This window comes from Streptomyces sp. NPDC107498 (assembly GCF_055582805.1).
In genome coordinates this window covers 1-26,184 of the sequence record NZ_JBVJPE010000001.1, presented here as the reverse complement: position 1 = coordinate 26,184, position 26,184 = coordinate 1, and the positions used below count along the sequence as shown (strand labels likewise).

Below are 26,184 nucleotides of genomic sequence, written 5' to 3'. Positions count from 1 at the left end.
ACCGCACCCATGTTGATCAGGTGAAAGAGTGCTTGACGCGGCCTTCTGCCGGACTGGTCCGGAAATGGTCCGGATCTTGGTCCCGGCGGTCCTGGGAGGGTGCGGGGGTAAGCTGAGAAGTTTCGGGAGTGGCCGGGAGCGGTCGTCCGGCAACAGGGCGGCTGGCCTGCCCTCCCCGCAACGGAGGAGGCCGTCGGACGGTCAGGTGCGGCCGACCGGGGCGTGGGGCCGCTGGATGTCCTCCGGGTGGGCCGTGTGCAGCACGGCCTCCTCGTAGGCGATGGTGCCCGTCGCGACGAGGGCGTTGATGCCGGCCTCGAGGGTCTGCATGCCGTCACGGTGGCCGGTCGAGATCATGTTGCGGATCTGGCGGGTCTTGCCCTCGCGGATCAGATTGCGGATCGCCGACGTGCCGACCAGCACTTCGAAGGCGGCCACCCGGCCCCCGCCGATCCGGGGGACGAGCGTCTGGTTGAGGATGCCGACCAGGGTGTGCGCCAACTGCAGGCGGATCTGGGGCTGTTGCTCGGCCGGGAACACGTCGACGATGCGGTCCAGCGTCTGAGACGTGTCGTTGGTGTGCAGGGTGGCGAACACCAGGTGTCCGGTCTCGGCGATGGTCAGGGCCGCGGAGATGCTTTCCGGGTCGCGCATCTCGCCGAGGAGCAGGACGTCGGGGTCCTCGCGCAGGGCCGAGCGCAGCGCGGCGGGGAACGAGTCGGTGTCGGTGCCGACCTCGCGCTGGCTGACCGCCGAGCGCTTGTGCCGGTGCAGGTACTCGATCGGGTCTTCGATGGTGAGGATGTGGGCGGACCGGTGCGTGTTGACGTGGTCGAGGAGCGCCGCCAGGCTCGTCGACTTCCCCGACCCGGTCGGCCCGGTGACCAGCACGAGCCCGCGCGGCATGCCCGCCCACCCGATGACGACCGGGGGGAGCCCGAGCTGCTCGGACGACGGCACGTCGAACGGGATGATCCGCAGAGCCAGCGCCGACGAGCCACGCTGCACGAAGGCGTTCCCGCGCAACCTGGCCTTCTCCTCCCAGCTGAACGCGAAATCGACCTGCTTCTCCCGACGGAACCGCTCCGTAAGCTCCTCGCCCAGCACTCCGGTCACCAGGCGATCGACCTCCGGCTCGGTCAGCGCGGCCCCCTCGACCGGGCGCAGGGCGCCGTCGACGCGGAGGAACGGCGCCGATCCGGCGGTGAGCAGCAGGTCGCTGCCGCCCCGCTTCCACAGCTCACCGAGCAGATGGTCGATGGTCGCGGAACTCGGCCCGGGCATGGTGGTCTCCAAGGTGGTGTGCTTGCTCATGGCAGGACCGTCCACTGCTTGACGGTGCTGGTGTGGCCGTCGAAGGACACGGCGGCCCGGACGAGCGGGCCGGACAGCAGGTCGATCCGGGTTCCGCCGAGGTGCGCGGTCGCGTCACTGCTCCCGGCGGTGACGGTGTAGGTCACGGTCAACCCGGTAAGTTGGGAGGCTTTGGTCAGCCCGCACGGCGCCAGGTCGACCTGGTCGGTCACCGGGCCGCTCGAGCCGAGACGGACCGGCACGGCCAGTGAGTCGACGCCGGTGCAGGTGCTGCCGGGGAAGTCCACCGACATCCTCACCGACTCCACGTCGCCGTCCTCGTGGTGCGCCACCTGCAGGACGACGTGGTCGAGCGATCCGGTCGTTGCCGGTGCCGGCCGGGTATAGCCACCGAGTGTGAGGGACGCCTGGCTGCCGTCAGGGATGGTGGCGTCCGTGACGTCGACGGGCGCGCCGGGAGCCGGGGTCGTGAACCCAGTGATCGCGGTGACCGACACCGGTTTCGCGATCACGGCCGGATAGGTCGTGAACAGCACCGGCTCCGGTGGGATCCCGATCACCGGGCGGAGGTACCCGGTGGCCGGGCTGACGCCGAGATCGATGGTCCGGGCGATGATGCCGCGGGTGACGACCTGCGAGCTGACCCGGCTCATCGACAGGTCGACGGCAGCGGTCGGCGCGTAGACGGTGCCGTTGATCACCAGACGGCTGTGATCGGTGTTGGTGTCTGCGCCGTCGGTCGACTTCAGCACCGCGCAGCGGTTGTCCACGGTGAGGCAGCCGGACAGGGCCCTGATGGACGGTGCTCGGAACACGAGGTCGAGCTCGACGCCGTCGAGCTGGTCGGCGGCGTCGGTACCGCCCGTGCCCAGCCTCACCGCGTAGTCGACGGCGAGCTCGGACAACTGGTCGCCCTTCGTGACCCCGCAGGCGCCGAGGTCGACCACGTCGACACCCAGTGTCCCTTCACGGGCGGCCAGGGCGTGGTTCGCGTCGCAGGCGGTGCCGGTACCGGAGACGGTCAGCGCGGCCGTGGGCGGATTCGTCGTCGGCTCAGGCGACTCGGGTGGCTCTGTCGGTTCCGTCGGCTCCGTCGGCGGAGGCGGTGCCGGGGTGGTGTCGTCGTCCTGGTGCGATACGCGCAGCACGACCTTGTCGATCACCGCCCCCGCCGGCAGGGGCAGCTTCGCGAACCCGCCGAGCCGGATCGACGCCGACGGGGTGGCCGTGGTAAGCGTCGCGGTCGAGGTGGTGCTGTCAATCGCTTGTGCGTTCTTTGGGTCGAGGAACCCCGCAGCGGTGGGCGTCGCGGTGCTGATCGCCTTGGTGGGGCGTACCGAGATCGGGGGCCGGTAGGCCAGTTCCAGGGCGACGCCGTCGAGCTGATCGGTGGCAGAGGTGCTGCCGGTGCCGAGGGTGGCGGTGTACGTCACGACCAAGCCGGTCAGCTGGGTGGGGTCGGTCAGCCTGCAGGCGGCGACCAGGTCCAGGGTGTCGGTGCCCAGGACGCCCGGGTGCGTGGCGAGCTTCTGCGGGGTGCTGCAGGAGCGGGGTATGCCGGGCCCGGTCAGGGTGACCGCGACCGTCGGCAGTGCTCCTCCGGCCGGCCCGGGATCGTCGCGGTGTGCGACGTGCAGCAGGACCCCGTCCAGGACCGAGCCGGGCACCACCGCAGGGCTGTCGAAACCACCGAGGTCGAGGGTGGCGGTCGGCGTGGTGACCGAGTCGAGTGCCGCGCGGGCCGTGTCGGTGCCGTCGATTGCCTGGGCGTTGGTCGCGGCGGCGAACGTCGTCGACTCGGCGCTCGTCGCAGGTCGTGGCGCCGACGGGTCGTGGACGACTTCGAGCCATATGCCGTCCAGAGAAGTGGCGCCCGTGGTGCCGCCCGCGTTCAGTCCGGTGGTGTAGGTCGCGGTCAGACCGGTCAGCTGGGCGGGGTCGGTGATGCCGCAGGCCTTCAGGTCGACGCGGTCGTCGCCTAGGTCGGCTCGCGCGGTGAGCGGCAGGTCAGCACAACCGCTACCGCCGACCGCGGGGGTGACCTTGATTCTGGGTGCCGCCGCGTCCCCGGTCTCCTGATGGGCCACCCGCAACACGACGGAGTCGATCGTCGACCCCGGCGGCAGGGGTGGCTGACCGAACCCGGCCAGGGTGATCGACGCGGATGGTGCCGCCGTGGTCAGGTCGGCGCCGGCCACCGACGCTGTCGGCTGTTCGCCGATCTCCAGGGCGTTGTCGGGAGCGGTGCCAGCGGCGGTGAACCCGGTGGACGCGGTCACGGCGGTCGGCTTGAACGTGGTGGGCGTGCGGTAGGCGACCTCCAGCCAGATACCGTCCAGGCGTTCCGTGGCGGTGGTGCCGTTGGACTCCAGGGTGGCGGCGTAGGTCACCGTCAGGTCGGCGAGCCGGGCCGGGTCGGTGAGCCCGCACGCGCCCAGCAGGTCGATCGGGGGATCCGTGGCGAGCGCCGTGTGGCGGGGCAGGTCGTCGGTGCGGCAGGTGTCTCCGCCGACGGCGGTGGTGACCTTCACCGCGCCGGGGGCGGTCAGGTCGCCGTCGTCCTCGTGCCTGACGCGCAGCGTCGCGCTGGTGATGACCGAGCCGGGGGGCACCTGGGGGGTGAAGCCGGCGAGCTGCATCGAGGCCGACCGGTGTTTCGTCGGGTCGAGGGCGGCGTCGGCCGTGCAGCTCGGGGTGCCCGTCGGCTGCGGGCACCCGGGCAGGGTCGGCCGTTCGCCACTGGTCAGGGCATGGCCCGGGTTGGCGAAGCCGGTGTTCGTGACCACCGCTGTCGGCTTCAGCGTGTGTGACGGCTTCGGCGGCTGGACCCCGTACACCGCAACCTGCTGCGTGTCCGGGGACACCGGGGCGCACAGCTCGACGTGTCCACGGTCGACCTGGAGCCGGCTGCCGCCGCCCATCATGACCTCGACGCCTTCGGACCGCGTCTTGTCACAACCACCCGGGTTGGGGATGGCCGGACGGGTGGAGGCCCCGGGGTCCCAGCCCGTCTGCGTCCCGCCGACCACGCTGACCGTGGGGTCGTTGACCGTCCAGACCGCGGTGCCGCCGGTGAAGGTGAAGTCGAAGTAGTAGACACCTGGCTGCAGCCACACGACGGCGTTGGGACAATCGCCACCGGTGAGACGGGTGAGGGCGCGGGCGTCGTCGTAGGAGCCGGGCTGCAACCGCACCAGCCAGGAACCGGGGCCGGGGCATGCGGGCACCGTCCGCCGGACCGGGACGGCCGTGGCGGGCGGGGTGTAGTCCGGGTCGGCGCCCACAATCTCGTCGGCGGGAGCCGGTGGGGTGTCGTTCGCGCAGCCGTGCACGTACGGAGCCTGGGTCGCGGGTAGTCGGGTCTGTGACACGGCACCGGAGCAGTCGCCGACGGCGGACACGTCACCCGACACCACCATCGAGGCGCCGGTGCCGGTGGTGATGTTCGAGTGGGAGAACACGCTGCCCTGCACGCGCAGGCCGCGCGTGGTCACGTTGATGCCGTCCTTCGCCGCCCGGCCCAGGCTGCGCAGCGCGTCCTGCGGTTGGGTCGCGCGCGTGGTCGCGGGGGACGAGTTGAGGGGGTCGCAGTGGACGATCATCTGCCGGCCGTTGATCGGCGGGGCGGTGTAGTCGGCGCACGGGTTGCCCTGCGAGAAGTTCTTGATCGCGAGCTGCGTGGCACCGTCCGCGCTGTAACTCCGCTTGCCCTGGTCGACGTATACGCCCGCGGCTTTCAGTCCCGTGCCGACGAAGGACAGGAGCGACACGACGATCAGGCTGAAGACGACGACGAAGGCCAGCGCGAGGATCAGCGTCGCGCCCTGTTCGTCGTCGCGCAGGCGGCGCGGATCCGGGCGGCCGGTCATGACGAGCTCGATCGTCGGACGGCGGTGAGGGTCGTCGGGGGAGCGGCGGGGTCGCTCTGCACGGTCAGCGTTACCTCCTTGGGCGAGGTGCACGAGGTCTCGGCACCGCAGCTCAGAGTCACCGGACGGGTCGAGGGGGCGTTGTCAAACCGGCCCAGCAACGTGGTGACGACGCCTTCGTCGGTGCACTTCACCCGGTTGAGGGCGCCGGCCGGCCGATCGTAGGTGTAGACGACGTCGGTGCCGGGCCGGCTCAGGTGGACGATTGCGTCGGCAACGCCGCACGCGGGGTCGGTCGTGACGTCGTCCGCGCTGTGCACGTCGTCGTAGAAGTAGCGGTTGAGCGTGCCCACCGTGCCGGTGGCGGCCACCCGCTTCTCGGTGCCGGCCGTCAACCGCAGTCCGAGGAGGATCGCCTTGGGCAGCAGTGCCGCGATGATGCCCACGATGACGATCGTGACCAGCAATTCGGTCAGGGTGAACCCCGACTCCGTTTGTCCGGTTCGCCGTTGCGTCCTCATGACAGCATCGACTCCCGCTTGACGACCTCGAGCGTCGCGTCCCTGACGGGATGCGGGCCGGTCGCGTGCACGGTGAGCGTCACCTTCTGCACTCCGGTGTCGGCCGTCGGGCAGGACGGGCCGAAGGCGCCTACCCCGTCCCAGTACTCGATCTCTACGGCCACTGTGTACCCGGCCGGCGGCACCGGAGTCTCGTAGCTGTCGGCGCAGGGCACGTACGGATCGCTGAGGACCTTCTCGGCGGCGCTGCGGATGACCGAGTCGGCGCTGGTCACCTTCTGCTGCCTGACCGAGCTGATGATCGCGGTGCTGATGCCCCCGAAGATGGTCACGAAGGCGACGCCCATGAGCGCCACGGCGACGAGAACCTCGATCAGAGTCTCGCCCTCTTCCCCACGGGGGCGTCGCGGGCGGCGTGTCCGGCCGGTCATTGGACCTCGACTTGGTTGTAGACGCCGTAGATCGCAGAGAGGAGGGCGACGGCCACGAACCCCACGACGACCCCGACCATGATCACGATGGCCGGCTCGAACAGGCTGGTCAGCCGCTTGAGTTTGTGCTGCAGTTCCTTCTCGTAGAACTCCGACACGTTCTCGAGCTGGTCGTCGAGGGTTCCGGTCTCTTCCCCCACGCGCATCATCTGGGTGACCGCGCCGGGGAAGAGCTTGGTGCGGGCGATCGGCCCCGAGATGCCGCCGCCTTCGAGCATCTCCACCCGGGCCCTCCCGATGGCCCGCTCGTACACCAGGTTGTTGGCGCCCGCACTGGCCAGGCCGAGCGCTTCCGGTATGGGCACGCCGGCCTTGATCATCGAGGTCAGGATGCGGCAGAACCGCTCGATGACCATGTAGCGGACCACGTCGCCGACCACCGGCATCGCCAGCAGGAAGCGGTCGCGCAGTGCCCGTCCCCGCTCGGTCCGCACACCGGCGATCACCGCCGCGACGAGCGCGAGGAGCGCGCCGACGATGACCGGATACCAGGCTGTGACGAAGTCGGTGAAGCCCAGCAGGATCCGGGTCGGCAGAGGCAATTCCGCGTTGAAGGAATCGAAGAACTGCTTGAAGCGGGGCAGCACGAAGATGACGAGGACGAGGATGACGCCGACTGCCAGGGCCATCACCAGGCTCGGATAGGTTAGGGCGGAGCGGATGGTACGCCGGCCTTCGACGTCCCGCTCGATGTACCGACCCAACTGGCCCATCACCACGTCGAGTTCACCGGTCGCCTCCGCCGAACGCAGGACGGAGATGTAGAACGGCGGGAGCGCCTTGGTGTGGACGGCCATCGCGCCGGCGAAGCTTTCGCCGAAGCGCAGTGCGTCCATGACGTCGACGAGCACCTTGCCCAGCTTCTTGTCCTTGGTCTCGGCGCGGATGATCTCCAGGGCGTCCAGGAGGGGCACTCCGGCTTTGATGAAGGCGGCCATCTGCCGGGAGAAGTTGCTCAGTTCGACTAGGTCGACCTTCTCCGTGGTGAGTTCGAGCTGCAGCAGGTTGCGGCCCGCGGCCTTGACCGAACGCACGTCGTAGCCCTGCTTGGTCAGGCTGTCGGTCACGCCGTCGACACTGGAGCCGGCCAGTACGCCGGTGGCCTGTTTCCCGTCCGGGCCGACCGCGACGTACTTGAAGGTGGCCATGCCGGTGCCCTCCTGGTTTCCGGTGTCAGAGGTTCGTGTCGTCGGTGTGGGGTGCGGTGTCCGGTGAGCCGGGTACTAGGCCACGTACACGCTGGCCATGATCTCGGCGATGGTCGTGACCCCCTCCTCCACCAGGCGGACGCCTCCGTCCAGGAGGCTGTCCATGTGCTGCTCGCGGGCGGCCTTGCGCAGGCTGCTGATCGGCGCCTTCTCGACGAGCAGCCGCTTGACCGTGTCGCTCATCACGAGCAGTTCGAAGACGCCGATCCGCTCCTGGTAGCCGGTTCGTGAGCAGAAGTTGCAGCCCCGGCCCTGCCAGAATTCGATGTCGGTCGACCCGCCGGCCTTCGCGAAGAAGGCCAGTTCGTCCACGCCCGGCTGGTGGGGCTCGCGGCACTGGTCGCAGATCCGCCGGACCAGTCGCTGGCTGACCACCCCGGAGACCGTGGAGGTGATCAGGAACGGTTCGATGCCCATGTCGGTGAACCGGTGCAGCGCGGAGCAGGCGTCGGCGGCGTGGATGGACGACAGGACGAAGTGGCCGGTGAGGGCGGACTCGACGGCGATCCGCGCGGTCTCGCCGTCTCGGATCTCGCCGACCAGGATCACGTCGGGGTCCTGCCGGAGGATCGAGCGCAGCCCGGTCGCGAACGTGACGCCCGCCTGTTCGTTGATCTGGATCTGGTTGACCGACGGGACCACGTACTCCACCGGGTCCTCGATGGTGGTGATGTTGCGCTCGCTCTGGTTCAGCTCACCGAGCGTGGCGTACAGGGTGGTCGTCTTGCCGCTGCCGGTCGGTCCGCCGCAGGCGACCATGCCGTAGGGCGAGCGCAGCAGGGACGAGAACCGTTCGTAGGTCGCGGCGGGCATGCCGAGCTCGGCCAGTCGCAACAGTGTGCGATTGCTGTCGAGCAGTCGCAGTACCGCCTTCTCGCCCCAGATGGTGGGGGTGGTCGCGACCCGGATGTCCACGGACCTGCCGTCGATCTCGGTGGCGATCTGCCCGTCTTGCGGGCGCCGTTTGTCGACGATGTTCATGTTGGCCATGATCTTGATACGGCTGACCACGGACGGGCCCATGCTCTCCGGAAGGCTCAGTACGTCATGCAGCGCGCCGTCGATGCGGTACCGGACCCGGACCCGGTCGGCGTGCGGTTCGATGTGGATGTCCGAGGCCCGGTCACGCAGGCCCTGGGTCAGCATGAGGTTGACGAGGTGCACGACCGGCGCGTCCTCGCTCACCACCCTGGCCCCCGACTGGGCGTTGCGGACGGTCTCGGTCGCCTCGAAGGCCTCGACCAGACTGCTGACGCCGGTCAACGCCCGGTAGGCGCTGTCGATCGAGCGCCGGATGTCCGAGGGGGCCGCGATCGCCCACCGCACCTGATCCGGCGCGACGGCCCGGCCGACCTCGTCGCGCACGCGCGGGTCACCCGGGTCGCCCGCCGCGATCAGCAGGGTGCCCTCGGTCCGCCGCACCGCGACGACGCCCAGCGAGCGGGCCAGCGCCTCCGGCACCCGGGCGGCTGCCTCGGGATCGGGCTCGCTCTGGCGCAGGTCGGCTACGGGGACGTCGAGTTGAACTGACAGCGCCTCGATCAGCGACCGCTCGTCGACCATGCCGAGTTCGATCAGCAGGGCGCCGAGTCGCTTGCCCGATGCCGATTGCTGCAGGAGCGCCTCGTCCACCTGCGCTGGGGTGAGCAGTCCGCGCCGCACCAGCAGTTCTCCCAGGCGCGGCCGCTCCTGTCCCGCGGGCGACGACTGCTCGGTGCCGGACGGATCGTCCCGGACCGGTTCGCCCGCCGGGACCGGGGACGGCGCCGGGCTCCCCGCTCCCTCGTGGAGGGTGCCGTCCTCGCCCGCAGAGTTCGTCGTCGCCGCGCGGCGCCGGAGAAGTCGGCGATTCGCCAAGGAACCCACCCCTTTCGCGCTTCCGGAAGAACGGCCGGTCACACGACGCGAACACGTCCGCCGGAATCGTCAGCCGCTGATTAGTCAGCTGCACACTACATCACGTGTCCGCACTGTCATCTGCGGTCCCGAAGCGGCGGTGCCAGCCGCAACCGCCTCTTGTAAGTGCACCGTGAGCTGCGTAGTCTGCCGCTGATTAATCAGGTTGTTACTAGTACTCGGTTCCGTGGGGCCGGTCGCTGTAGATGGAGAAAGATGTCCACATACCTGCAAGGCAAGCCGCGCCGTCGCATGCGCGCGCCGAACGAGACGGCGGAGGCCGGCTTCACGCTCATCGAGCTTCTCGTGGTCATCGTGATCCTCGGCGTCCTGTCCGCCATCGTCGTCTTCTCCGTCCGTGGCATCAACGACAAGGGTCAGAGCCAGGCGTGCAAGGCCGACAAGGCCACGATCGAGACCGCGGAGCAGGCCTACTACGCGTCCAACAACAAGTACGGCGGCATGGACGACCTGGAGGGGAAGTTCCTGTCCACCAGGTCCCAGTGGTACGGCATCGAGCTGGTGGGCGAGGGCGTCGACTACAAGATCAAGCCGTTGGGCACGACCTGCCCCTGATGCGGGGATCGTCGCCGGGTGGCAGTGGAAGCGCCACCCGGCGCACCGGTGTCCGCGCCCCGCGACGCGACCTCGGCCACCGAGCCGTTGGAGCGTCTCGCCCCCGTGGCGAGAGGCGCGAGCGGTACGGCACCATTATTCCCATGTCATCCATATATGTCGTAATCATCGGCTTGTTGGGGCTCGCGGTCGGCTCGTTCCTCAACGTCGCCGTATCCCGGGTACCGGCCGGCCGCTCGCTCGTACAGCCCCGCTCTGCGTGTCCGCGATGCGCCGCGCCGATCGCGGCCCGGGACAACATCCCCGTCGTGTCCTGGCTCCTGCTGGGCCGGCGTTGCCGCGCCTGTCGGGTTCCGATCCCCGCGCGCTACCCGCTCCTCGAAGCGCTCACCGCGATCCTGTTCGTCGCCGAGGCGCTGCGCTTCGGCCGGTCGGAAGTGCTTCCGGCCGCACTGGTCTTCACGGCGGGGCTCCTGGCCCTGGCCGCCTGCGACGCCGAGCGGTTCCTGCTCCCTCGGCGGCTGATCTACCCGACTCTCGGGCTCACCGCCGCGTGTCTGCTCGTCGCCGCGGCGGCCACCGGCCAGTGGCAGAGGCTGGGCGTGACCGCGGCCTGCGGAGTGGGCGGGTTCGCCGTTTTCTTCGTCCTGCACTGGGTGCGGCCGGCTTGGCTCGGTTTCGGCGACGTGCGCCTGGCCGGCCTGCTCGGCACCGGGCTGGGCTGGCTCGGGCCCGGGCATCTCGTCTTCGCGCTGATGGCCGGCAGCGTCGCCGGGTTGATGGTGGGTGTCGCGCTCATGGCGGCGGGACGAGCGAACCGCCACACCCGTCTCCCCTTCGGCGTGTTCCTCGCCGCCGGCGCCATCACTGCCCTCCTCGTCGGCGCTCCCGTCGTCCATTGGTGCGAGAGCGTGAGTGACCCGTACGCGACAGGTGTGCCGTTCGCCGTGGTCCACCCCTGACCACGGCCCCCGGGCCGGAGGGTTTCCCTCACGCGACCGCCCGCAGGACCATGCGGTCCGTCCTCCCGCATCCAGGTCCCTGTTTCGGATCTCGGCCCTTCCGGCTTCGTACGGGGGCGACACCGCGGATACCATCGACGCCCTTACTCTGTTACTCATGGGAAAACCTGATCTGCCACTCGCCGAGTGGATCGTGCTCGCGCTCCTGGCCGAGCGCCCCACCCACGGCTTCGCCATCGCCTCCCTCACCGCGGAAGGCGCAGAAATCGGTGAGTTCTGGTACATCTCGCGTCCCATGGTCTACCGCTCGATCACGCGGCTGGTCGAGCGCGAACTGATCACGCCGGTGGGCGCCGAGGAAGGCAATCGCGGACCGCAGCGCATGATCTACGCCGCCACCCGCTCGGCGAAGACGACGGTCAGCCGGTGGCTCAGCGAACCCGTGACCGAACTGTTCGACGTCCGCGCCGAGCTCACGTGCAAGCTTCTGCTGCTCCAGCGCCGCGACTCCAGCCCGGCTCGTCTGGTCGAGCGCCAGCGGGCCGTCCTCGACGAGATCGAGGAGGCGCTGCGCGTCAAGGAGGACGCCGCCGGTGATCACATCACCCGCGCGAGCTACGCCTGGCGCCAGGAGCACGTCCGCGCCGCGCGCCGGTTTCTCGACGCCGTGGACGTCGACTCGACGCAGCCGGCGGTCAAGACCGGCTGACGTCACGCTCGTGGTCGTGCCGCCCTTCGGTATCCCCTTCACCGCCGCGCGCGTACCAATGAGAAGGGCTCGACGATCGCTCCCCGCGATCGCCGAGCCCTTCTCGCACGTCAGCGTCCTCTAGGCAGCCGCCCGGGACGGCTCGTCGGCTACGGCACCTCGACGACGGTCTCGCAGGAGCCGCCGACCGCGATCGCATCCGTGCCCGGGAGCGTCGGGCCGCCGTTGGCGTCGCCGGCGCAGACGTCCGCGCCGCTGCCGCCGGAGAGGGTGTCGCTGCCGACGCCACCGACCACGGTGTCGTTGCCGTTGCCGGCGGAGAGCGCGTCGTTGCCCGCTCCGCCCTTGACGGTGTCGGTGCCGTCACCGCCGCTGATGGCGTCGTTGCCGTCACCGCCGTCGACGTAGTCGTTGCCGCTGCCGGCGGAAACGGCGTCGTCGCCGCCGAACGTGCAGATCGTGTCGTTGCCGCCGTTCCCGCTGACACTGTCGTTCCCGTTGCCGGTCACGATCACGTCGGAGCCGCTCGTGCCGTTCACGGTCCCGTTTCCGGTGATCGTGGCGGCGAGGCCGTTGCAGCCGGCCGTGACTCCGATGGTCACCGTCGCGATGTTCGAGTCGACCGTGCCGTCGGTCGCCTTGTACGTGAAGCTGTCGCTTCCTACGTAGCCGCTGCCCGGCTGGTAGCCGAAGGAGCCGTCCGGGTTCAGCGTGAGGGTGCCGTGCGTCGGCCCGGTCACGACCGAGGCCGTCAGCGTGGTGCCGTCGGGGTCCGTGTCGTTGCCGAGGACGCCGGGGGCGGCGACGGCCAGCGGGGTGTCCGCGCCGACCTTGCCGTACGACTCGTTCGCGGCGGTCGGCGTCCGGTTCGTCGCGTTGAGGAGGACCGACGAGTCCTTGACGAACGTCGCCAGGCTGTTGCTGTTGGCCGTGACGACATCGGGACGCCCGTCGCCGTCGAGGTCGGCCACCGCGGTGGCCTGCGGGTTGCTGCCGCCGTTGAGCCCGAAGGCGAGCGGGCCGCCGAACGCGCCGGTGCCGTCGCCCTCGAGTACCACGACCTCGTTCGACTGGGCGCTGGAGACGACCAGGTCGGCGTGGCCGTCGCCGTTCAGGTCGGACACGGACACGGAGGTGGGGTTCGCCCCCGCCGACAGGACGCTCGCGGTGCCGAACCCGCCCGCGCCGTCGCCGAGCAGGACGGCGACGCGCCCCGGCGAGCCGGGCGCCACGAGGACTGCGTCCAGCGTGCCGTCCTCGTTGACGTCGGCGAGCTCGAGCCCGGACGGCAGCGCCACCCCGGCCGGGACGCTCGACGCCGTGCCGAAGCCCCCGTTCCCGTCGCCCGCCAGCACGGAGAGCGTGCCGTTCGCGGCGTTCGCCGTGACGAGGTCCAGATGGCCGTCGCCGTCGAGATCGGCGGCCGCGATGCCCTGCGGGCCGGTGCCGGCGGCCAGGCCGAGCTGCGTCGCCGCGCCGAACGTGCCGTCGCCGTCGCCGGGCACCACGGAGACGTTGTTCGTGTTCGTGTTGGACGTCGCGAGGTCCGGCTTGCCGTCCTCGTCGAAGTCGCCTACGGCGACGTCGGTCGGGAAGCGCACGACACACGGGTTGTCGCCCGTGGTGTCGCACCCGGGCGTCGGGTTGAGCTGCACGGCCGTTCCGTCGCCGAGAGCGCCGGAGCCGTCGCCGAGCCAGACCAGAGCGACATTGCCGCGGGCGTCCTGGCTGATGACGTCCTGGTGGCCGTCGCCGTCGACGTCGCGGATCACCGCCGAGTGGAGGAAGAGGCTCGACGAGGTGCGCGGCGCCGCGTACTTCGTCACGGCGCCGAAGCTGCCGCCGCCCGAGCCGAGGAACACGCCGAGGCCCTCAGTGCGGATCCCTGTCACGAGGTCCGGCGTCCCGTCGTCGTTGAGATCGCCGATCGCCACGGCGGAGCCGCCGCGGCCGTTGTCGTCGAGGTTCACCGCGGTGGAGAAGCCGGTCGTGTTGGCGCCGGTCGCCGAGGCCGCGGTGGCGGCCATGGCGACGGTCGCCACCGCGAGGACGAGCGCCGGAATCCGGCGCGGCCGAACGCGCGTGGCCGTGACCGAGTGGCCGTCCGGCATGGGGCGACGACGTGGTGATCTGCTCATGGTGAGGCCCCTCCTAGGGCCTGAAGAACGGAGAGTCGGTGACGCGTTTCGGCGGTGCGACCGCCGAAGGGAGAGGTGCCGAGCCGGATGTTGTCGATCCGGTCGGCACCCATGGCGGGATGAAGTCGTTTACCCGATTGCGGTAGTCAATGGTTGACAATTGATGCAGGCGTACGCGAAACGTGCCGTTCAACGCGGCGGGACCAACGACGAGGATCGGCGGACCGGGACCGCCGGCGGGCGACGTGCGTGCCCGGCCGACGGTCCGTGCTCGGGGTTCCTAGTAGCCGTAGGCGGCGAGGGTCGACTGAATGGTGCTGTCGGTGTCCCACAGGTTGTTGAACAGGTCGCTCCAGGCGGCGGCCGCGCCGGCGTTGCCGCCGGTCAGAGCGACACCGAACTGCTGGATGTCTCCGTAGCCGGAGTACTCGCTCGGATCGACCTCGGTCCAGGTGTTGGGGTCGTTGCCCGTGGTGCCGTTCAGCGAACTCGACGTCCAGCTCACGTGTACGACGTTCGACTTCGCGACGAGACCCAGCTGGGTGTTCCCGCCGGCGTTCGCCGTCACCGCGCCACGCACCTGGCTGATCCCCGACTCCAGCCGCACCTTGCACGCCGTCCCCGCGCTGTCGCACGCACTGCCTCGGAACACGTTCTGGCCCGCACCGCTGTCGGTCCACGTGAACCCGTTCTGGATCAGCGCCTGCTTGGACGCCGCACCGAACGGCGCGGAAGCCGGGTCGGCGACCGCGACCCGGTGTCCGCTCGTCGCGAGCCAGGTCACCAGGCCCGAGACCGTCGTGGGAGCGCCGCCGGAGACCGGCGAGGCGTCACAGCGAGGTGACTGTGCCTTGCCATTGCCGCTGCCATTCGCGTCCGCGCCGAGCGCCAGCGGCGGAGTCCCGCCGTTGGACGGGTCATCGCCCTTGGTCGAGCCCGCCCAGCTGCCGCTGCAGCTGTAGATCGCCAAGTGCCCGATCGCCACGGGGTGCTTGCTGTTGACATCGCCGTTGCACTGGACGCTCGCGCTCGCCGTGCACGTGCCGCCGTCCGAGGTGGGGATGACCGCGTCCACGTTGGCCTCGTCCGCCGACAGGAACGCGTCGATGTGCAGCGGCCCGTCGACGCAGTTGTTTGACGTGGAGGGGTTGCACGTGGTGTAGGGGCCGGCGCTCTTCAGCTGCTGACGCAGGCTTCCCGACGTGATGCCCCGCATCGTCGACGTGTCGATCGCCGGCTTGTTCCAGAACCCGCCGACCTGCGATGCGGCGTTCGCCGTGAACGGCGTGAACCCCTCGAGCGTCGCGATCCGGCCCTTCACGTCCTTCAGGGCGGGATACATGTTGTTCGCGATACCGACCTGCGAATCCGTCGTGGCGGACGCCGCCGGCGCCGCGGCGGCGATCAGCGCCGTGGCCAGGGCGCCCGCCGCGAACGCATTCCGTATCCGGCGCATCGCGGTGAGGCCGGAGCGGTAAGCGCTCCGAGTACGCCTGGACTGTCTTTGCATTTGCTACTCCTTGTTGATCCGGATGGCGGCGACTGCCGCATGAGCGCCCTGCTGAAAAGAGTCAGCGGATGTCCGATAACTCCTAGGCATCTGCCGGGCTTCCCGGCGTGGTGGTGCCGCGCACGCCTAGATGGTGCTCACGCGATCACTCGGTAGTCAATGATTGACAACTTTGCTCGCTGTGGATGTAATGCACACGCCCAGCCCGCAGCGGGCCGACAGGCGAGTGCCGTCGGTCCGCTGCGGCACGTAAGGGAAGGGCTGGCGGCACGATGAGCAGAGGCGTCTTATGGCAGTGATGAGCAGACTGTCGCGCTCGCGCGCGATCGGGCGGGGTGCGCTGGTTCTCGCGTTGGTCGCGGTGGCGCTGGTAGTGGCGATGCTGGTGCGCGGTGGGTCGGATTCCGCGGCGCAGGCCCAGAACTCCGACCCCGAGTGGTGCACGCCGGGCACCCCGCGTACCGCGCTCTGCCCGAACAGCGAGGTGTTCGACGCGAAGGAGTACGCCACCCATGGCAATGCCTTCGAGTGCGTCAACTTTGCCAGTCAGGCGGATGCCCAGGCGGTGCTGCGGGCCGATCCCCGCGATCCGAATCGCCTCGATGACGGAGGCGGCGTCGCGTGCCGCGGATTGCCGGAACCGCGCGACACCACACCGGTGCGGCGCGCGCGGCAGCCCACGTGTGGTCCCGGCGACACGCGCAGCGCGCTGTGCCCGCAGTCGAAGCGGGCCTTCGACGCCCGCTATTTCCTGCGCTTCGGCAATGACGCCTACGACTGCTCCGACTTCGCCCGCCAGGCGGACGCGCAGGCCGTCCTGCGCTTCGATCCGGCCGACCCGAATCGTCTTGACGACGACAGGAACGGCATCGCGTGCCCGGACCTGCCGGGCCCCAAGGACAACCAGCCCGTGCGCCGGTGAACACCGCGACGCGGCAAGGGCTCGCGCGTGCGCTCGGGCCGGACGTGACCCATCGATCGAAGGAAGCCCCGACCGACATGAAACCGGACCATCACCTGTTCACCTTGCGCACCAGACGCCAGGACGGCTTCACGCTCATCGAGTTGCTCGTGGCCATCGTGATCCTGGGTGTCCTTGCCGCGGTCGTGGTGTTCTCCGTCCGGGGCATCGGCGACAAGGGCCGCAAGAACGCGGTCGCCGCCGACGCCGCGACCCTGCGAACGGCAGAAGAGTCCTACTGCGCCAAACACGGACGCTACGGGACGATCGACGATCTGAAGGCCGACGGGCTGTTGGCCGGCGAACCGGTCTACAACATGGTGGCGGTCGGCGACGAGAACAAGTGCGGTCGAGGCGAGAAATCGTCGTTCACGCTGTACGACACCTCACCGATGGAGGGCGGGGCGAACGCGATCCCGGTGGGCACGGGACCGAACGACCTCGTGGTGGACGAGAAGGCCAATCGCGTGTACGTCGTGGCCGAGGGCAGCAACAACGTGACAGTGATCGACGGCAAGACCGACACCCCCATCGGTTCTCCGGTCGACGTTTCCAGCGCCGTGTCGAAGCCGACGCGGATTGCCGTCAACACCGAGACGGGGCAGGTCTACGTCGGGGGTACGGGCGGTGTCGCTGTCATCGACACGGCCGACGCCAATCGAGTGACCCACATTGACTTCACGCCGACCGTGAGCGCCCTGGCCGTCTCTCCCGAGAACGGCGACGTCTACGTCGCCGGCGGTTCGTCCGGCAGCTCGGCGGTTGCCTACATAGCGGCCGGCAGCTCGTCGGCGACGCCGATCCTCCTGCCTGTCGCAGGACTCGTGGGGGCAGTCAGCGGCACGGACTTCGCCTTCGACACCGCGCACCACGCGGTGTACCTCGCAAAGAACAATGTCGGCGTCGGCGAGAGCGACGCCGCCAGCATCGGCCTCTTCGCGATCTCGTCGAAGACCCACGAGGCCAGACTCGCCTGGAAGTTCCGGACGAAGTCGGCCTGCGGCAGCATCTACAGCGGGAACTTCCTCGAAGCGCTCTCCGTTCGTGGCAGTATCGCTGTCGATCCGAACCGCAACCTCGTCTACCTCCTCGCCAAGAGGTGCGTTCCGGACGGGATGACTCCCACGGGCGCGAAAACCGTTGCGACGACGATCGCCGTCAACCCCGCTGACGGCAGTTCAACGGCGATCGACGACCCGGCGGGAGCGACCTACACTCCGTTTTCCGCGATCTACAACTCCGCAGCAGGGTCGGTCTACGTCTACTCCCGTGGGGGAGGAGCGCACTGCGGCGGCAATGAGGGCCGCATCGGCCGAATCGTCGGGACGACGGCCGGGAGGCAGACGTCGGTCTGCGCGATCTCATCCGCCATCGGGAACCTCACACACAAGATGGCCGTGCTGAACAACTTCAACAGGGTCTTCGTCGCACAACCGTATGGGACCGACGGGGCCGGCGCCGTTGTCGCGCCGGGCGGTGTCGGCGTGGTCGACGGCACCACGCTCCTGGGGCAGGCTGCGCTCGGCACGCCTCGCCAGTTCGGCTCGCTGGCCGTGAACAACAAGACGGCGAAGGTATACGCGGTCGATCCGTCGGGAACGGTCGCGGTGTTCCGGACGGGGTCGGCCTAGGACCATGTCAGACCAGTCACGCACTCTCCACAAAGGCTGGGACCGTCGACTGCGACCGGGGCGCCGTGTCTTCATCGCGACGGTCGGTGTGATCGCGGCGATCACACTGACCGCATGCGCCGACGAGGAACCCCCGGAGCGCACCTTTGACGTAGCCCCGTATGTGCACAAGGGACACGTGGTCGACTGCGACGCGTTCAAGGCCCAGGCCGCCGCGCAAGCGGTGCTGCGAGCGGACGCACTCGACCCGAACGGACTCGACCGGGACGGCGACGGCATCGCGTGCCCGAACTTGCCCGCCCCGACGGACAAGAAGCCGGTCCACCGCGACTTCATGACCGACAAGGACGGAGCGCCGATCATCGGGTCGATCAAGCCGCCGCCGACGTAGCAACGGCGGAAGTGTCATGGCCGGCACGGATGTCTTTCCGACGCGCACAGCCGGTCATGGCGCAGAGCCGTCTCGACGCGAGGAACCTCGGAGCAGACGAGGGCCCGACCTGCGGAGCCTGCTCGGCGGCGAACTTCAGTCCGTCTGCCGTCGTGGTGCCTTGCCAGGTGCTGCAGCCCGGCAGCCGCGCCACCCGGGGAGACCATGGTCTGCAGATGACCTCGGAGCGCGGGGCGCCCCGGGAGGGGCATAGCGGTGGGCCAGGGCAAGGCCCGGTCGGTGAGGAAGTCGGCCTCGACGGGGCCCTGAGTGACGATGCCGAGCCGGAGTTCGGCACGGGCACGCGGGGGCCAGGCCGAGGAGGACGCGCAGGCGACGGCTTCCCGGCGGGGGCGGTGCAGTGGGCGACGCAGACGACGTGTTCTGACGTCCACCGACCGGGCGATCCGATCAGGACGATCACCGCCATGCCCACAGGAGCAACAGGGACAGTGAGGTCGCGGCTTCGGGGGAGTCCTGCGACAGCAGGTACATCTGGAGCGGCCGAGTCTGGGGGACACCGGACAGGTTCCCGGCGAAGGCGATGGTGGCGCCGTGCTCGCCCAGGTGAGCGCGGCGCGGGCGATCGGCCCGGGGCGACCACTGGCGCGGCGACCCTGAGGGACCCCGTATGAGGGAGGCTCTTAACGAGGTGACGATCTCTGCGTGGCTGGGTCGTAGTCCGCCGAGCGCGCCCTCCAGGTCGACGCAGCCGCCGGCCCGGCCATAGCCTCCGTGAAGGTGGACGTGAACGTCGGCGGCCTGCCCGTGGCCATACGCTCCGCGACGGTCCGCAGCTGGTCGTCGGGCAGGCCGTCCGGCCGGGCCAGGATGGGGCCCATGCCTTCCGCGGCGAGCCCCAGGTCGGCGAGTATGCCTAGATCTCCAGCCGGGCGGGCGCCGGGTGCGTCGTCTCCAGAAGGGGCGATGCGCAGGACGCCCAGACCCTGGCTCGCGAGCGTGTGCCAGTGCGCGGCGGGTACATCCGACAGCAGCAGAACAGTTCCGGCCGGTGTGGGACGAAGGATCAGGAACAACGATTCGTCCCCGTTGAAGAACTCGAGCACCGCATTCGGATCCTGACGTCCTTGTGTTCTGTCGCGGCCCCAGAGGGCCCCGTCGGCCCACCCGGTAGCCACATGTGGCCCGGCACGGTCCACACGGACCAACAGTCGGATCAGATGAGGTCGAGCAGTTCCGTGTGCACGGCTGCATGGCCACGGAGTTCGTCGACGAGGTGGATCTGAAGGATCCAGTGGGCCCGCCACCCCTCCTCCAGCGTGCGGCGCAGGGGCTGGTCGTTGGCCGGGCCGATGAAGACCTCCGGCCGCGTCGCCTCAGCGCGCGTGGCGGGCGCGGTGCCGGTCAGCCGACCGCAATGCCAGTCGCCCAGACTCCGGTCGGCCTCGGCCGCCAGGTTGCGGACCTTCTCGTAGAGCTCGCGACCGGTGAGGGAAGTGTCGGCCCGCAAGGCATCCCGGGCGCCGGCGGCCACGACGGCGAGGTCATGCACGAGGCGCTGGTGCACGAGATCGTCACCGAGGACCACGGTCCGGGCGAAGCCCGTCTCGTACGGGGCCAGCAGGGGCTCGAAGTCCAGCACGACCAGGTCCTGCGCGCCGATGACCCGTTCCTGCCATTGCCCGCCCACCACGGTGTTCGACCCCGACCGCACGAACCTACGGCCGACCAGACCCGCCCGTACGCCGAACTCCTCCCGGGCGATTAGGGCGATCCGGTTGTCTATCTCCTCCTCGCTGCGTCCGGGCTTGATCACCTGCGTGGCCATCACGTGGGTGAACAAGTGCCGCGCCATGCGCTGGCCTTCCAGCAGGCGCAAGGCCCGCAGCCCCATGTCCATCCGGTCCAACGTCGTCATCGTGCGTCCCTGCTGTCAGCCCATGCCCGTGCCGCTTGCTGCCGGGCCCGTCGACGCCCGGGCGGTCACCCGAACCGGCCGTGGCGCGCCGGAGCGGGCCCGAAGCGCAAGGAGCGATCGACCGGCGCGAAGGAAGGAGCCCTGAGCACGTGGCCGAACCTAACAGCGGCCACCTGCGCGGCATCACCGGTTGATCATCCAGCGCTCGGCCGATGGCGCCTGCCTACACTGGTTGGTCATACAGGGGCCGACGGCGCAGCAAGGGCTGCGTAGTATTCGGCCCCGTGTCCCGGGGCGCCTTCGGGCGTGCGTGCCGCGCGGCTGTGGGGGTCAGGCCACGGACACGGACGCCGCCAAGCGGGAGATTTCGGCAGCGGCGGCGTCCGCGGCTGAGGCGATTGTGTGAGCGGCGCGCTGCCGTCGGACGTGCCCCAGGGTCAGCTGTTCGCTCCACGTCCGAGTAGCGGCCTCCGGGACGCCGATCGCCGGCCAGGACGAACCAGTTCATCAGGCGGCCGGTTACACGGAGAACAGATCGTCCTGGACGAAGTCGGCCACGTTGCGATGCGGATAGAACAGACCGAGCAGCATGAAAGTCCGAGGGTGGGCGGCGATGTTGCCGACGAAGCAGTGCACGGCCTTGTCCGGCGTGACCATGCGGTCGAACCATCGCTCTCGCAGCTTGTTCAGAACCACCTGCTCGCCGTAGTTGCGGAGGTACTTCCGGTAGGACTCGCCGGCTTCCCAGTCTTTGAGACCCATCTTGTGGCCCGGGCAGTCGTCCTCCGCGCAGCGGAAGCTGTACCGGAACTCGTACGGCACCCATTGAAGGCGACGCAGCTCCTGGTCGAAGAGGTCGAGCTGGTCGGCCAGGGCGGCCTTCGCCGCGGGCCAGGGCTCTGCCGCTTCGAGGCGCAGATCAGTGATCTCCGCAGGCCGGAAGATGCCGAGGGACGTTCCGTTGGCCTCCTGGTCCCGCTTGATGGCGCACAGCGATCGGGCAATGAGGGGCTCGACGTGGGTGTACCGATGCTTCCAGCCGTCGGTCGGTGGGACGTGGTCGACGACGCTCAGTGTTTCGAGGTTGGGGCGCAGGCTTTCAGGGCGGCGGTCCCCGTGGTGAGGGCGCACATCGACCTCGATGATCGAGTACTTCTTGAACTGCGCCTCCTGTTGCAGCAGACGGAACGGAACCGGGAAGAGCCGGACGTGCCGTGGTGCTCCCAGGTCCAGGCGGATGCCGGCGACGCAGCTTGTCTCCCGGTATTTGGACGACAGCTCTGGATAGGTCTTGACCGTGATCATGATCCGAGCTCTTTGCCAGTCGCCTGCCATGGTCGCCCCCTCCGGTGGATCGCCCCGATTCGATGGGAAGGGAGGCCACCGGCGGCGGTCAAGACCGCGGACGATAAGGAGGGTTGATCTCAGGCCAGGGGATGTACGTCTACGGAGGCCCGTCGGCGAACGGTGTCCAGGACCACCTTGCGGTGGCAGCGTTCCTCGTCCTTCTCGAAGCACAGCACGGCGACGCGGGACTGTACGGCGCGCTCGGTGAGGCGGTCGAGGTCGGACTGGGCCTCGTCCGACCGGAGCACGCTGCGGAAGCGAGCCCGGCCCACGCCGACCCGGCCGTCCCAGAAGGGGGCCCGGTTGTCCTTGGGGTTTCCCAGGGCACGCAGGTGCGTGTATTCGATCCCGGCCTCGGCGAGCGCCTGGCCGAGACGGGTCTTGCTGAATCCGGGCTTGCGGCTGATGGGTGTGAGCCTGACGTCGGCCACTACCTGGATGTCACTCTCCAGCAAGGAGGAGACGAACGAGTCGATGTCTCGCCCTTCGTAGCCTGCGGACCAGAGGCCGGGGGAGGGCGTCGCCTGCCGATAGAGCTCGTCGAGGGAGACGTTCAGCGCTTCCGCGACGGCTCCGACCGTGAAGAAACCTGGCTGGATTGCACCTTCGCTTTCGAGGCGCTTGAGCGTGCTGAGACCGATGCCGGCCTCCACGGCGAGGCGCTCTGTCGACCACCCGAGCGCGCCGCGAAGAATTCGGACCTGACGCGCGAGCGCCCGGGCACGAGTGTGGTCAGAAGTGTTCGCGGGGTGTCGACCGGCCATGGGTCGTGATCCTAACGGGCGGCGAACTCCCCAGCAGTGCCGCCCCGTTCCATTCCACTCTCTCGGGTCTGCTCGCCCCTCGACCGCCTCATGCGGCCGAGGGCAGGTGACGCGGACCGAGGGGCGTATGGGGGAGTCCTGAGCGGTCGTGTCCACCGCGCACGGCGAAGGTGGACCGGAGCACATTTCTACCCCGCCGCAGTGATCACGCCAGGTCCAGGAGCTGTTCGTAGAAGCCGCCGAATCCCTTCCCCCGGTCGACGAAGTGGAGCTCCAGGATCCAGTGGCAGCGGCGGCCGGATCGGTCGGTGCGGCGGAGCGGCGTGTGGTTCTCCGGCGTGATGTACGACTCCGCCTTGGCACCGTCGTTCGTCTCGTGCGGGAACTCTCCGACGAGGTGGCCGGCGTGCCAGATGCCGATGTCCCAACCGGATTCGGCGGCCATGCGCTCGACCTCGGCGTAGAGCTGCGCGCCGGTGATGTCCTCGTCGGCTTCGAAGATCCCGCGACCCGCATCGAAGATGCGCGGGAGGTCGGTCAGGAGTCGGTGCTTGTCGGGGTCGTCGCCGAAGGCGTAAGTGCGGCCGAAGTCCGCCTCGTACTCCTCGAAAATCGGTCCGAAGTCGGCGAAGGCCACGTCGTCCTCGCCGATGATCCGGTCCGGGGGGTTGTCCCGGTAGGGCAGGAGCGTGTTGGGGCCGGAGCGGATGATCCGCTTGTGCCAGTGCTTGGTGGTGCCGAACATGTCGTTCGCCAGGTCACGGATCGCGTCGCTCACCTCCCGCTCTCCTCGACCGGGTGCCACGAGCCCGCGTGCCTCCACCTCCGCGAACAGCGCGATGGCCTTTTCCTGCGCGGCGACCAGACCCGCGACGCGCGCATCCTCCACGAATGCCATGATGCCCCCTCTTCGAATTCACACTTGCCAGGTGAAGTGATCATTAAGGTTTGCATATGTTGCTACCTCGTTGTGACGCGGGGGTCCGGGTGTGTCCTAGAGTGCGGATGTGGCGTCGTACAGCATTGGGCAGGCCGCGCAGCTGCTCGGAGTGAGTTCGGAGACCGTTCGCCGGTGGGCGGACGGCGGCAAGCTGGGCATGGAGCGCGACGGGTCCGGCCGGCGGGTGATCGAGGGCGTGGCCCTGGCCCGTTTCGCCCAGGAGCGGGGGGCCGGGCTGCACGCCGTCCCGGAGGACGACGTGCCGACCTCGGTGCGGAACTCCTTCGTGGGGATCGTGACCGGCGTACGGGCCGACGAGGTGGCCGCGCAGGTGGAGGTCCAGTCGGGCCCGCACCGGCTGGTGTCCCTGGTGACCCGCGAGGCCGTCGAGGAGCTCGCGCTCGACGTCGGGGTCACCGTGACCGCCCGCGTGAAGTCGACCAGCGTACACATCGACCTGCCCTGAACCGCGCCGGCTGGGAGCGAGGAGCCGTGGCGCGGGCATCAGCGGCTCAGGAGCGCGGCGCGCAGGTCCACGCGGTCGTCGAGGCGGGACAGGTCGCGGCCGGTGAGGGCCTCGATGCGTTCGATGCGGTAGTGGACCGTGTTGATGTGGACGTGGAGGGTCTCGGCGGTCCGGGTCCAGGAGCAGTCGTGCGCGAGGAAGACCTCCAGGGTATCCAGGAGCATGGCGCCCGACCCCCGTCCGGCCCTCGCAAGGGGGCCCAGGACCGTTTCGCGGTAGACGTCGCGTACGGAGGCGGGGACGCCGGCCAGGAGCATGGCCAGACCGCCGAGGTCGCCTATGTGGGCAACCCGCGGCGATGACGGTGTCGCGGTACGGGCACCGGCGAGGGCATAACGTGCTTGCGTCAGACCGGTGTTCAACGCGGATGCGGGGACCGGGTTGCTCACGCCGACGTGCCAGGCGCTCTCCGGCCGACAGGATTGGATCAGCTGCGAGGCCTCGCGCAGACGCTCGACCGTGTCGTTCCCTGTGCCGTCATCGTGCGCGAGGACGGCTGTCGCCTCCTCGCCGTCGCCCAAGGCCGCGGCGAACGCCGCCGGCTGCAGGTGTTCGAGCGCCTCGGTGAGAGCGGCGACGCCGTCGGCGCCGGCGTCGCCGCTCGGCTCCAGCGTCGCGGTGAGGACCAGGTAGGACGACCGGTCGGCCAGTCCGCAGGAGGCAAGGGCGCGCTGGAGGTGGTCGGTGTCGACGTGCAGGGCGCCGATGGCTTCCATCAGCCTGGCCGCGTAGGGGCTCCGTCCGGAACGATTCCGGTCCTCGCGGCGGCGGTGGCGGCCCAGGAGTTCGGCTATCTCCTGCAGGACCCTCGGCGGCACTTGGTCCTTCTCGGGCAGGTGCAGGTACCAGGCATCGAAGTCGGTGTCCTGAGCCTCGACGCGCAGCGTGCCCCGCGCGTCGGCCAGGGCGCCCACGGCCTCCTGTGCGGGGAGCTCCGCAGCATCGCCGGTGCGGGCCACGGTCCGGCCACTCGCGGTGAGCAGATGGCAGGCGGGTGCGCCGAGATGGGCGAAGGCGCGGTCGAGGAGCTCACCTGTCGTCGCGCCGCGTTCGAAGGCGCGGTCGAGGTCGAGGCGGACGTTCTCCGGCAGGGCGTGGTGATCGGACGGGTGACGGTTGAGCCCGCTCCACTGCCGCAGGTAGACCGCCTCGGTGATGGCCCGGAAGGTCGTGTGCGCCGGCACGGCGATGAGGGGGACGCGGTGCCTGCGGCAGGCGTCGGTGAGTTCGCGAGGCACATGCCCGAGGGTCTCCTCGCCCGCCAGGAGTGCCACCGCGCCCGCCTCGCGCAGCGCGGAGACGAAGCGGTCGGCCTTGGCCGCAGTCCCGTCGTGGCTCCACCACACGAGCCCGCTCAGCACGATCTCGCCGGGCTGGAGGAAACGGGCGGGGTCCTCCAGGTCGGTCGCGGTGACCCCGCCGATCTCCTGGCCGAGGAGTGTGTCGTCGCCCCAGACGAGGGAGAGGTCCAGGCGGTCGAGTCGGAGGAGGTGGTCGACGTGCATCAGAGGCTCCTAGTGCGGTTGCGGGACAGGCCCGCACTCACATTCACGAGGATGATGTGAGTCGATGCATCGTAGATGCCTAGGTCGAAGCCGAAAATAGCTCTTGGTTGATCATCCAGGGGAGAGGGCTGCTCCATGGATGATTTCCGGGTTCCCGTCCAGTCGTGCCGGAGGTCCGTCTCGGGCTTCACTGGCCTGAAGTCATCGGTCAAGAGGCAGGCGTGGGATGGATCTGAACACGATCGTGGACGTGAGGGACGCGCGCCGGCGCGAGCCCTGGCGTCCGGGGGACGCGTGGCTGGGGGGCGGGACGTACCTGTTCTCGGAGCCGCAGCCGCATCTGCGCCGGCTGGTCGACCTGAGCCGGACGGGCTGGGAGCCGCTCACCCGGCACGAGGACGGCTCGCTGGAGATCGCCGCCACGTGCACCGTCGCCCAGCTGTCCCGCTTCGGGCGGCGGTCCCTGGACGCGCCCGCGGCGCCGCTGTTCGAGCAGTGCTGCCGGGCCTTCCTGGCCTCGTTCAAGATCTGGAACATGGCGACCGTCGGCGGGAACCTGTGCAACGGCCTGCCCGCCGGGCCGATGATCTCGCTCACCGCCGCGCTCGACGGCACGTGCCTCCTCCAGGCGCAGGACGGCTCGACGCGCGAGGTGAAGGTGGCCGATTTCATCCGGGGCGCGGGCGTCAAGGACCTCGCGGAGGGCGAGCTGCTGCGCTCGGTGACGCTGCCGGGGCGGGCGCTGGAATGCCGTACGGCGTTCCGGCAGGCCTCGCTGTACGGCCTCGGCCGCTCCGGCGCGCTGGTGATCGGCACGCTCGACCCCCTGGACGGTTCGCTGACCGTGACGGTGACCGCGGCCACCACCCGGCCGTTCCGGTTCTGGTTCCCCCTGCCGCCGGACGCGGAACACCTCCGCACGGCCATCGACTCCGCCGTATCCGACGCCGAGTGGTTCGACGACATCCACGGACTGCCCGCGTGGCGACGGCACATGGCGCTGCGCC

At 69.6% G+C, this 26,184-nt stretch carries 22 protein-coding genes; 8 read left to right on the top strand and 14 right to left on the bottom strand.

What is annotated here, in order from left to right; translation table 11 throughout:
• Positions 1 to 201 precede the first annotated feature (201 nt).
• From ACZ66Z_RS00110 to ACZ66Z_RS00085, 6 genes are all read right to left on the bottom strand, one after another.
• Positions 202 to 1,314: a type IV pilus twitching motility protein PilT gene (locus ACZ66Z_RS00110; RefSeq protein ID WP_469931677.1), complete on the bottom strand. Its 1,113-nt coding sequence runs from the start codon at positions 1,312 to 1,314 to the stop codon at positions 202 to 204.
• Positions 1,311 to 5,183, bottom strand: coding sequence for a hypothetical protein (locus tag ACZ66Z_RS00105; protein WP_469931676.1), 3,873 nt, complete (start codon positions 5,181 to 5,183; stop codon positions 1,311 to 1,313). The genes ACZ66Z_RS00110 and ACZ66Z_RS00105 overlap by 4 nt, the downstream gene beginning before the upstream one ends.
• Positions 5,180 to 5,704: a type II secretion system protein gene (locus ACZ66Z_RS00100; RefSeq protein ID WP_469931675.1), complete on the bottom strand. Its 525-nt coding sequence runs from the start codon at positions 5,702 to 5,704 to the stop codon at positions 5,180 to 5,182. The genes ACZ66Z_RS00105 and ACZ66Z_RS00100 overlap by 4 nt, the downstream gene beginning before the upstream one ends.
• On the bottom strand, positions 5,701 to 6,051 hold the full coding sequence (locus ACZ66Z_RS00095) for a type II secretion system protein (RefSeq protein ID WP_469932231.1): 351 nt from the start codon (positions 6,049 to 6,051) through the stop codon (positions 5,701 to 5,703). The genes ACZ66Z_RS00100 and ACZ66Z_RS00095 overlap by 4 nt, the downstream gene beginning before the upstream one ends.
• An 80-nt stretch (positions 6,052 to 6,131) precedes the next feature.
• A complete protein-coding gene (locus ACZ66Z_RS00090) occupies positions 6,132 to 7,343 on the bottom strand; it encodes a type II secretion system F family protein (RefSeq protein ID WP_469931674.1) in 1,212 nt (403 codons plus the stop codon).
• Positions 7,344 to 7,418: 75 nt separating this feature from the next.
• A complete protein-coding gene (locus ACZ66Z_RS00085; RefSeq protein WP_469931673.1) occupies positions 7,419 to 9,260 on the bottom strand; it encodes a GspE/PulE family protein in 1,842 nt (613 codons plus the stop codon).
• Between the two features lie 255 nt (positions 9,261 to 9,515).
• Between ACZ66Z_RS00085 and ACZ66Z_RS00080 the strand changes: the two genes are divergently transcribed.
• From ACZ66Z_RS00080 to ACZ66Z_RS00070, 3 genes are all read left to right on the top strand, one after another.
• A complete protein-coding gene (locus tag ACZ66Z_RS00080; protein WP_469931672.1) occupies positions 9,516 to 9,875 on the top strand; it encodes a type IV pilin protein in 360 nt (119 codons plus the stop codon).
• On the top strand, positions 9,875 to 10,837 hold the full coding sequence (locus ACZ66Z_RS00075) for a prepilin peptidase (RefSeq protein ID WP_469931671.1): 963 nt from the start codon (positions 9,875 to 9,877) through the stop codon (positions 10,835 to 10,837). The genes ACZ66Z_RS00080 and ACZ66Z_RS00075 overlap by 1 nt, the downstream gene beginning before the upstream one ends.
• Before the next feature lie 157 nt (positions 10,838 to 10,994).
• Positions 10,995 to 11,546 carry a PadR family transcriptional regulator gene (locus ACZ66Z_RS00070; protein WP_469931670.1) on the top strand — a complete coding sequence of 184 codons (552 nt, stop codon included), beginning with the start codon at positions 10,995 to 10,997 and terminating at the stop codon, positions 11,544 to 11,546.
• A 149-nt stretch (positions 11,547 to 11,695) separates the two neighbouring features.
• On the opposite strand, the gene ACZ66Z_RS00065 is transcribed toward ACZ66Z_RS00070, so the two are convergent.
• A complete protein-coding gene (locus ACZ66Z_RS00065) occupies positions 11,696 to 13,684 on the bottom strand; it encodes an FG-GAP-like repeat-containing protein (RefSeq protein WP_469931669.1) in 1,989 nt (662 codons plus the stop codon).
• A 280-nt stretch (positions 13,685 to 13,964) separates the two neighbouring features.
• A complete protein-coding gene (locus ACZ66Z_RS00060; RefSeq protein ID WP_469931668.1) occupies positions 13,965 to 15,194 on the bottom strand; it encodes a type 2 periplasmic-binding domain-containing protein in 1,230 nt (409 codons plus the stop codon).
• Between the two features lie 298 nt (positions 15,195 to 15,492).
• Between ACZ66Z_RS00060 and ACZ66Z_RS00055 the strand changes: the two genes are divergently transcribed.
• From ACZ66Z_RS00055 to ACZ66Z_RS00045, 3 genes are all read left to right on the top strand, one after another.
• Positions 15,493 to 16,116: a hypothetical protein gene (locus ACZ66Z_RS00055; protein ID WP_469931667.1), complete on the top strand. Its 624-nt coding sequence runs from the start codon at positions 15,493 to 15,495 to the stop codon at positions 16,114 to 16,116.
• Positions 16,113 to 17,786, top strand: a complete 1,674-nt coding sequence (locus ACZ66Z_RS00050; protein WP_469931666.1) for a prepilin-type N-terminal cleavage/methylation domain-containing protein — start codon at positions 16,113 to 16,115, stop codon at positions 17,784 to 17,786. Before ACZ66Z_RS00055 ends, ACZ66Z_RS00050 begins: the two co-directional genes overlap by 4 nt.
• Positions 17,787 to 17,874: 88 nt before the next feature.
• Positions 17,875 to 18,177: an excalibur calcium-binding domain-containing protein gene (locus ACZ66Z_RS00045; protein WP_469931665.1), complete on the top strand. Its 303-nt coding sequence runs from the start codon at positions 17,875 to 17,877 to the stop codon at positions 18,175 to 18,177.
• Positions 18,178 to 18,860: 683 nt separating this feature from the next.
• Here ACZ66Z_RS00045 and ACZ66Z_RS00040 read toward each other — a convergent pair.
• The 5 genes from ACZ66Z_RS00040 to ACZ66Z_RS00020 form a co-directional block, all read right to left on the bottom strand.
• Positions 18,861 to 19,355: a tRNA adenosine deaminase-associated protein gene (locus tag ACZ66Z_RS00040; protein ID WP_469931664.1), complete on the bottom strand. Its 495-nt coding sequence runs from the start codon at positions 19,353 to 19,355 to the stop codon at positions 18,861 to 18,863.
• Between the two features lie 38 nt (positions 19,356 to 19,393).
• Positions 19,394 to 20,095 carry a M24 family metallopeptidase gene (locus ACZ66Z_RS00035; protein WP_469931663.1) on the bottom strand — a complete coding sequence of 234 codons (702 nt, stop codon included), beginning with the start codon at positions 20,093 to 20,095 and terminating at the stop codon, positions 19,394 to 19,396.
• A 519-nt stretch (positions 20,096 to 20,614) separates the two neighbouring features.
• The gene (locus tag ACZ66Z_RS00030) at positions 20,615 to 21,400 is read right to left on the bottom strand and encodes a hypothetical protein (RefSeq protein WP_469931662.1); all 786 of its coding nucleotides are present in this window, start codon (positions 21,398 to 21,400) and stop codon (positions 20,615 to 20,617) included.
• Between the two features lie 119 nt (positions 21,401 to 21,519).
• Positions 21,520 to 22,206: a DUF488 family protein, N3 subclade gene (locus ACZ66Z_RS00025; RefSeq protein WP_469931661.1), complete on the bottom strand. Its 687-nt coding sequence runs from the start codon at positions 22,204 to 22,206 to the stop codon at positions 21,520 to 21,522.
• 205 nt (positions 22,207 to 22,411) lie between these two features.
• Entirely contained in the window at positions 22,412 to 23,104 is a 693-nt protein-coding gene (locus tag ACZ66Z_RS00020) for a M24 family metallopeptidase (protein ID WP_469931660.1), read from the bottom strand.
• A 109-nt stretch (positions 23,105 to 23,213) separates the two neighbouring features.
• Between ACZ66Z_RS00020 and ACZ66Z_RS00015 the strand changes: the two genes are divergently transcribed.
• Positions 23,214 to 23,612: a TOBE domain-containing protein gene (locus ACZ66Z_RS00015; protein WP_469931659.1), complete on the top strand. Its 399-nt coding sequence runs from the start codon at positions 23,214 to 23,216 to the stop codon at positions 23,610 to 23,612.
• Between the two features lie 38 nt (positions 23,613 to 23,650).
• Here the strand turns inward: ACZ66Z_RS00015 and ACZ66Z_RS00010 are convergent, their stop codons facing one another.
• On the bottom strand, positions 23,651 to 25,177 hold the full coding sequence (locus ACZ66Z_RS00010) for a PucR family transcriptional regulator (protein ID WP_469931658.1): 1,527 nt from the start codon (positions 25,175 to 25,177) through the stop codon (positions 23,651 to 23,653).
• A 226-nt stretch (positions 25,178 to 25,403) separates the two neighbouring features.
• On the opposite strand from ACZ66Z_RS00010, the gene ACZ66Z_RS00005 reads away from it, so the two are divergent.
• A partial coding sequence (locus tag ACZ66Z_RS00005) for an FAD binding domain-containing protein (protein WP_469931657.1) occupies positions 25,404 to 26,184 on the top strand: 781 nt, incomplete at its 3' end.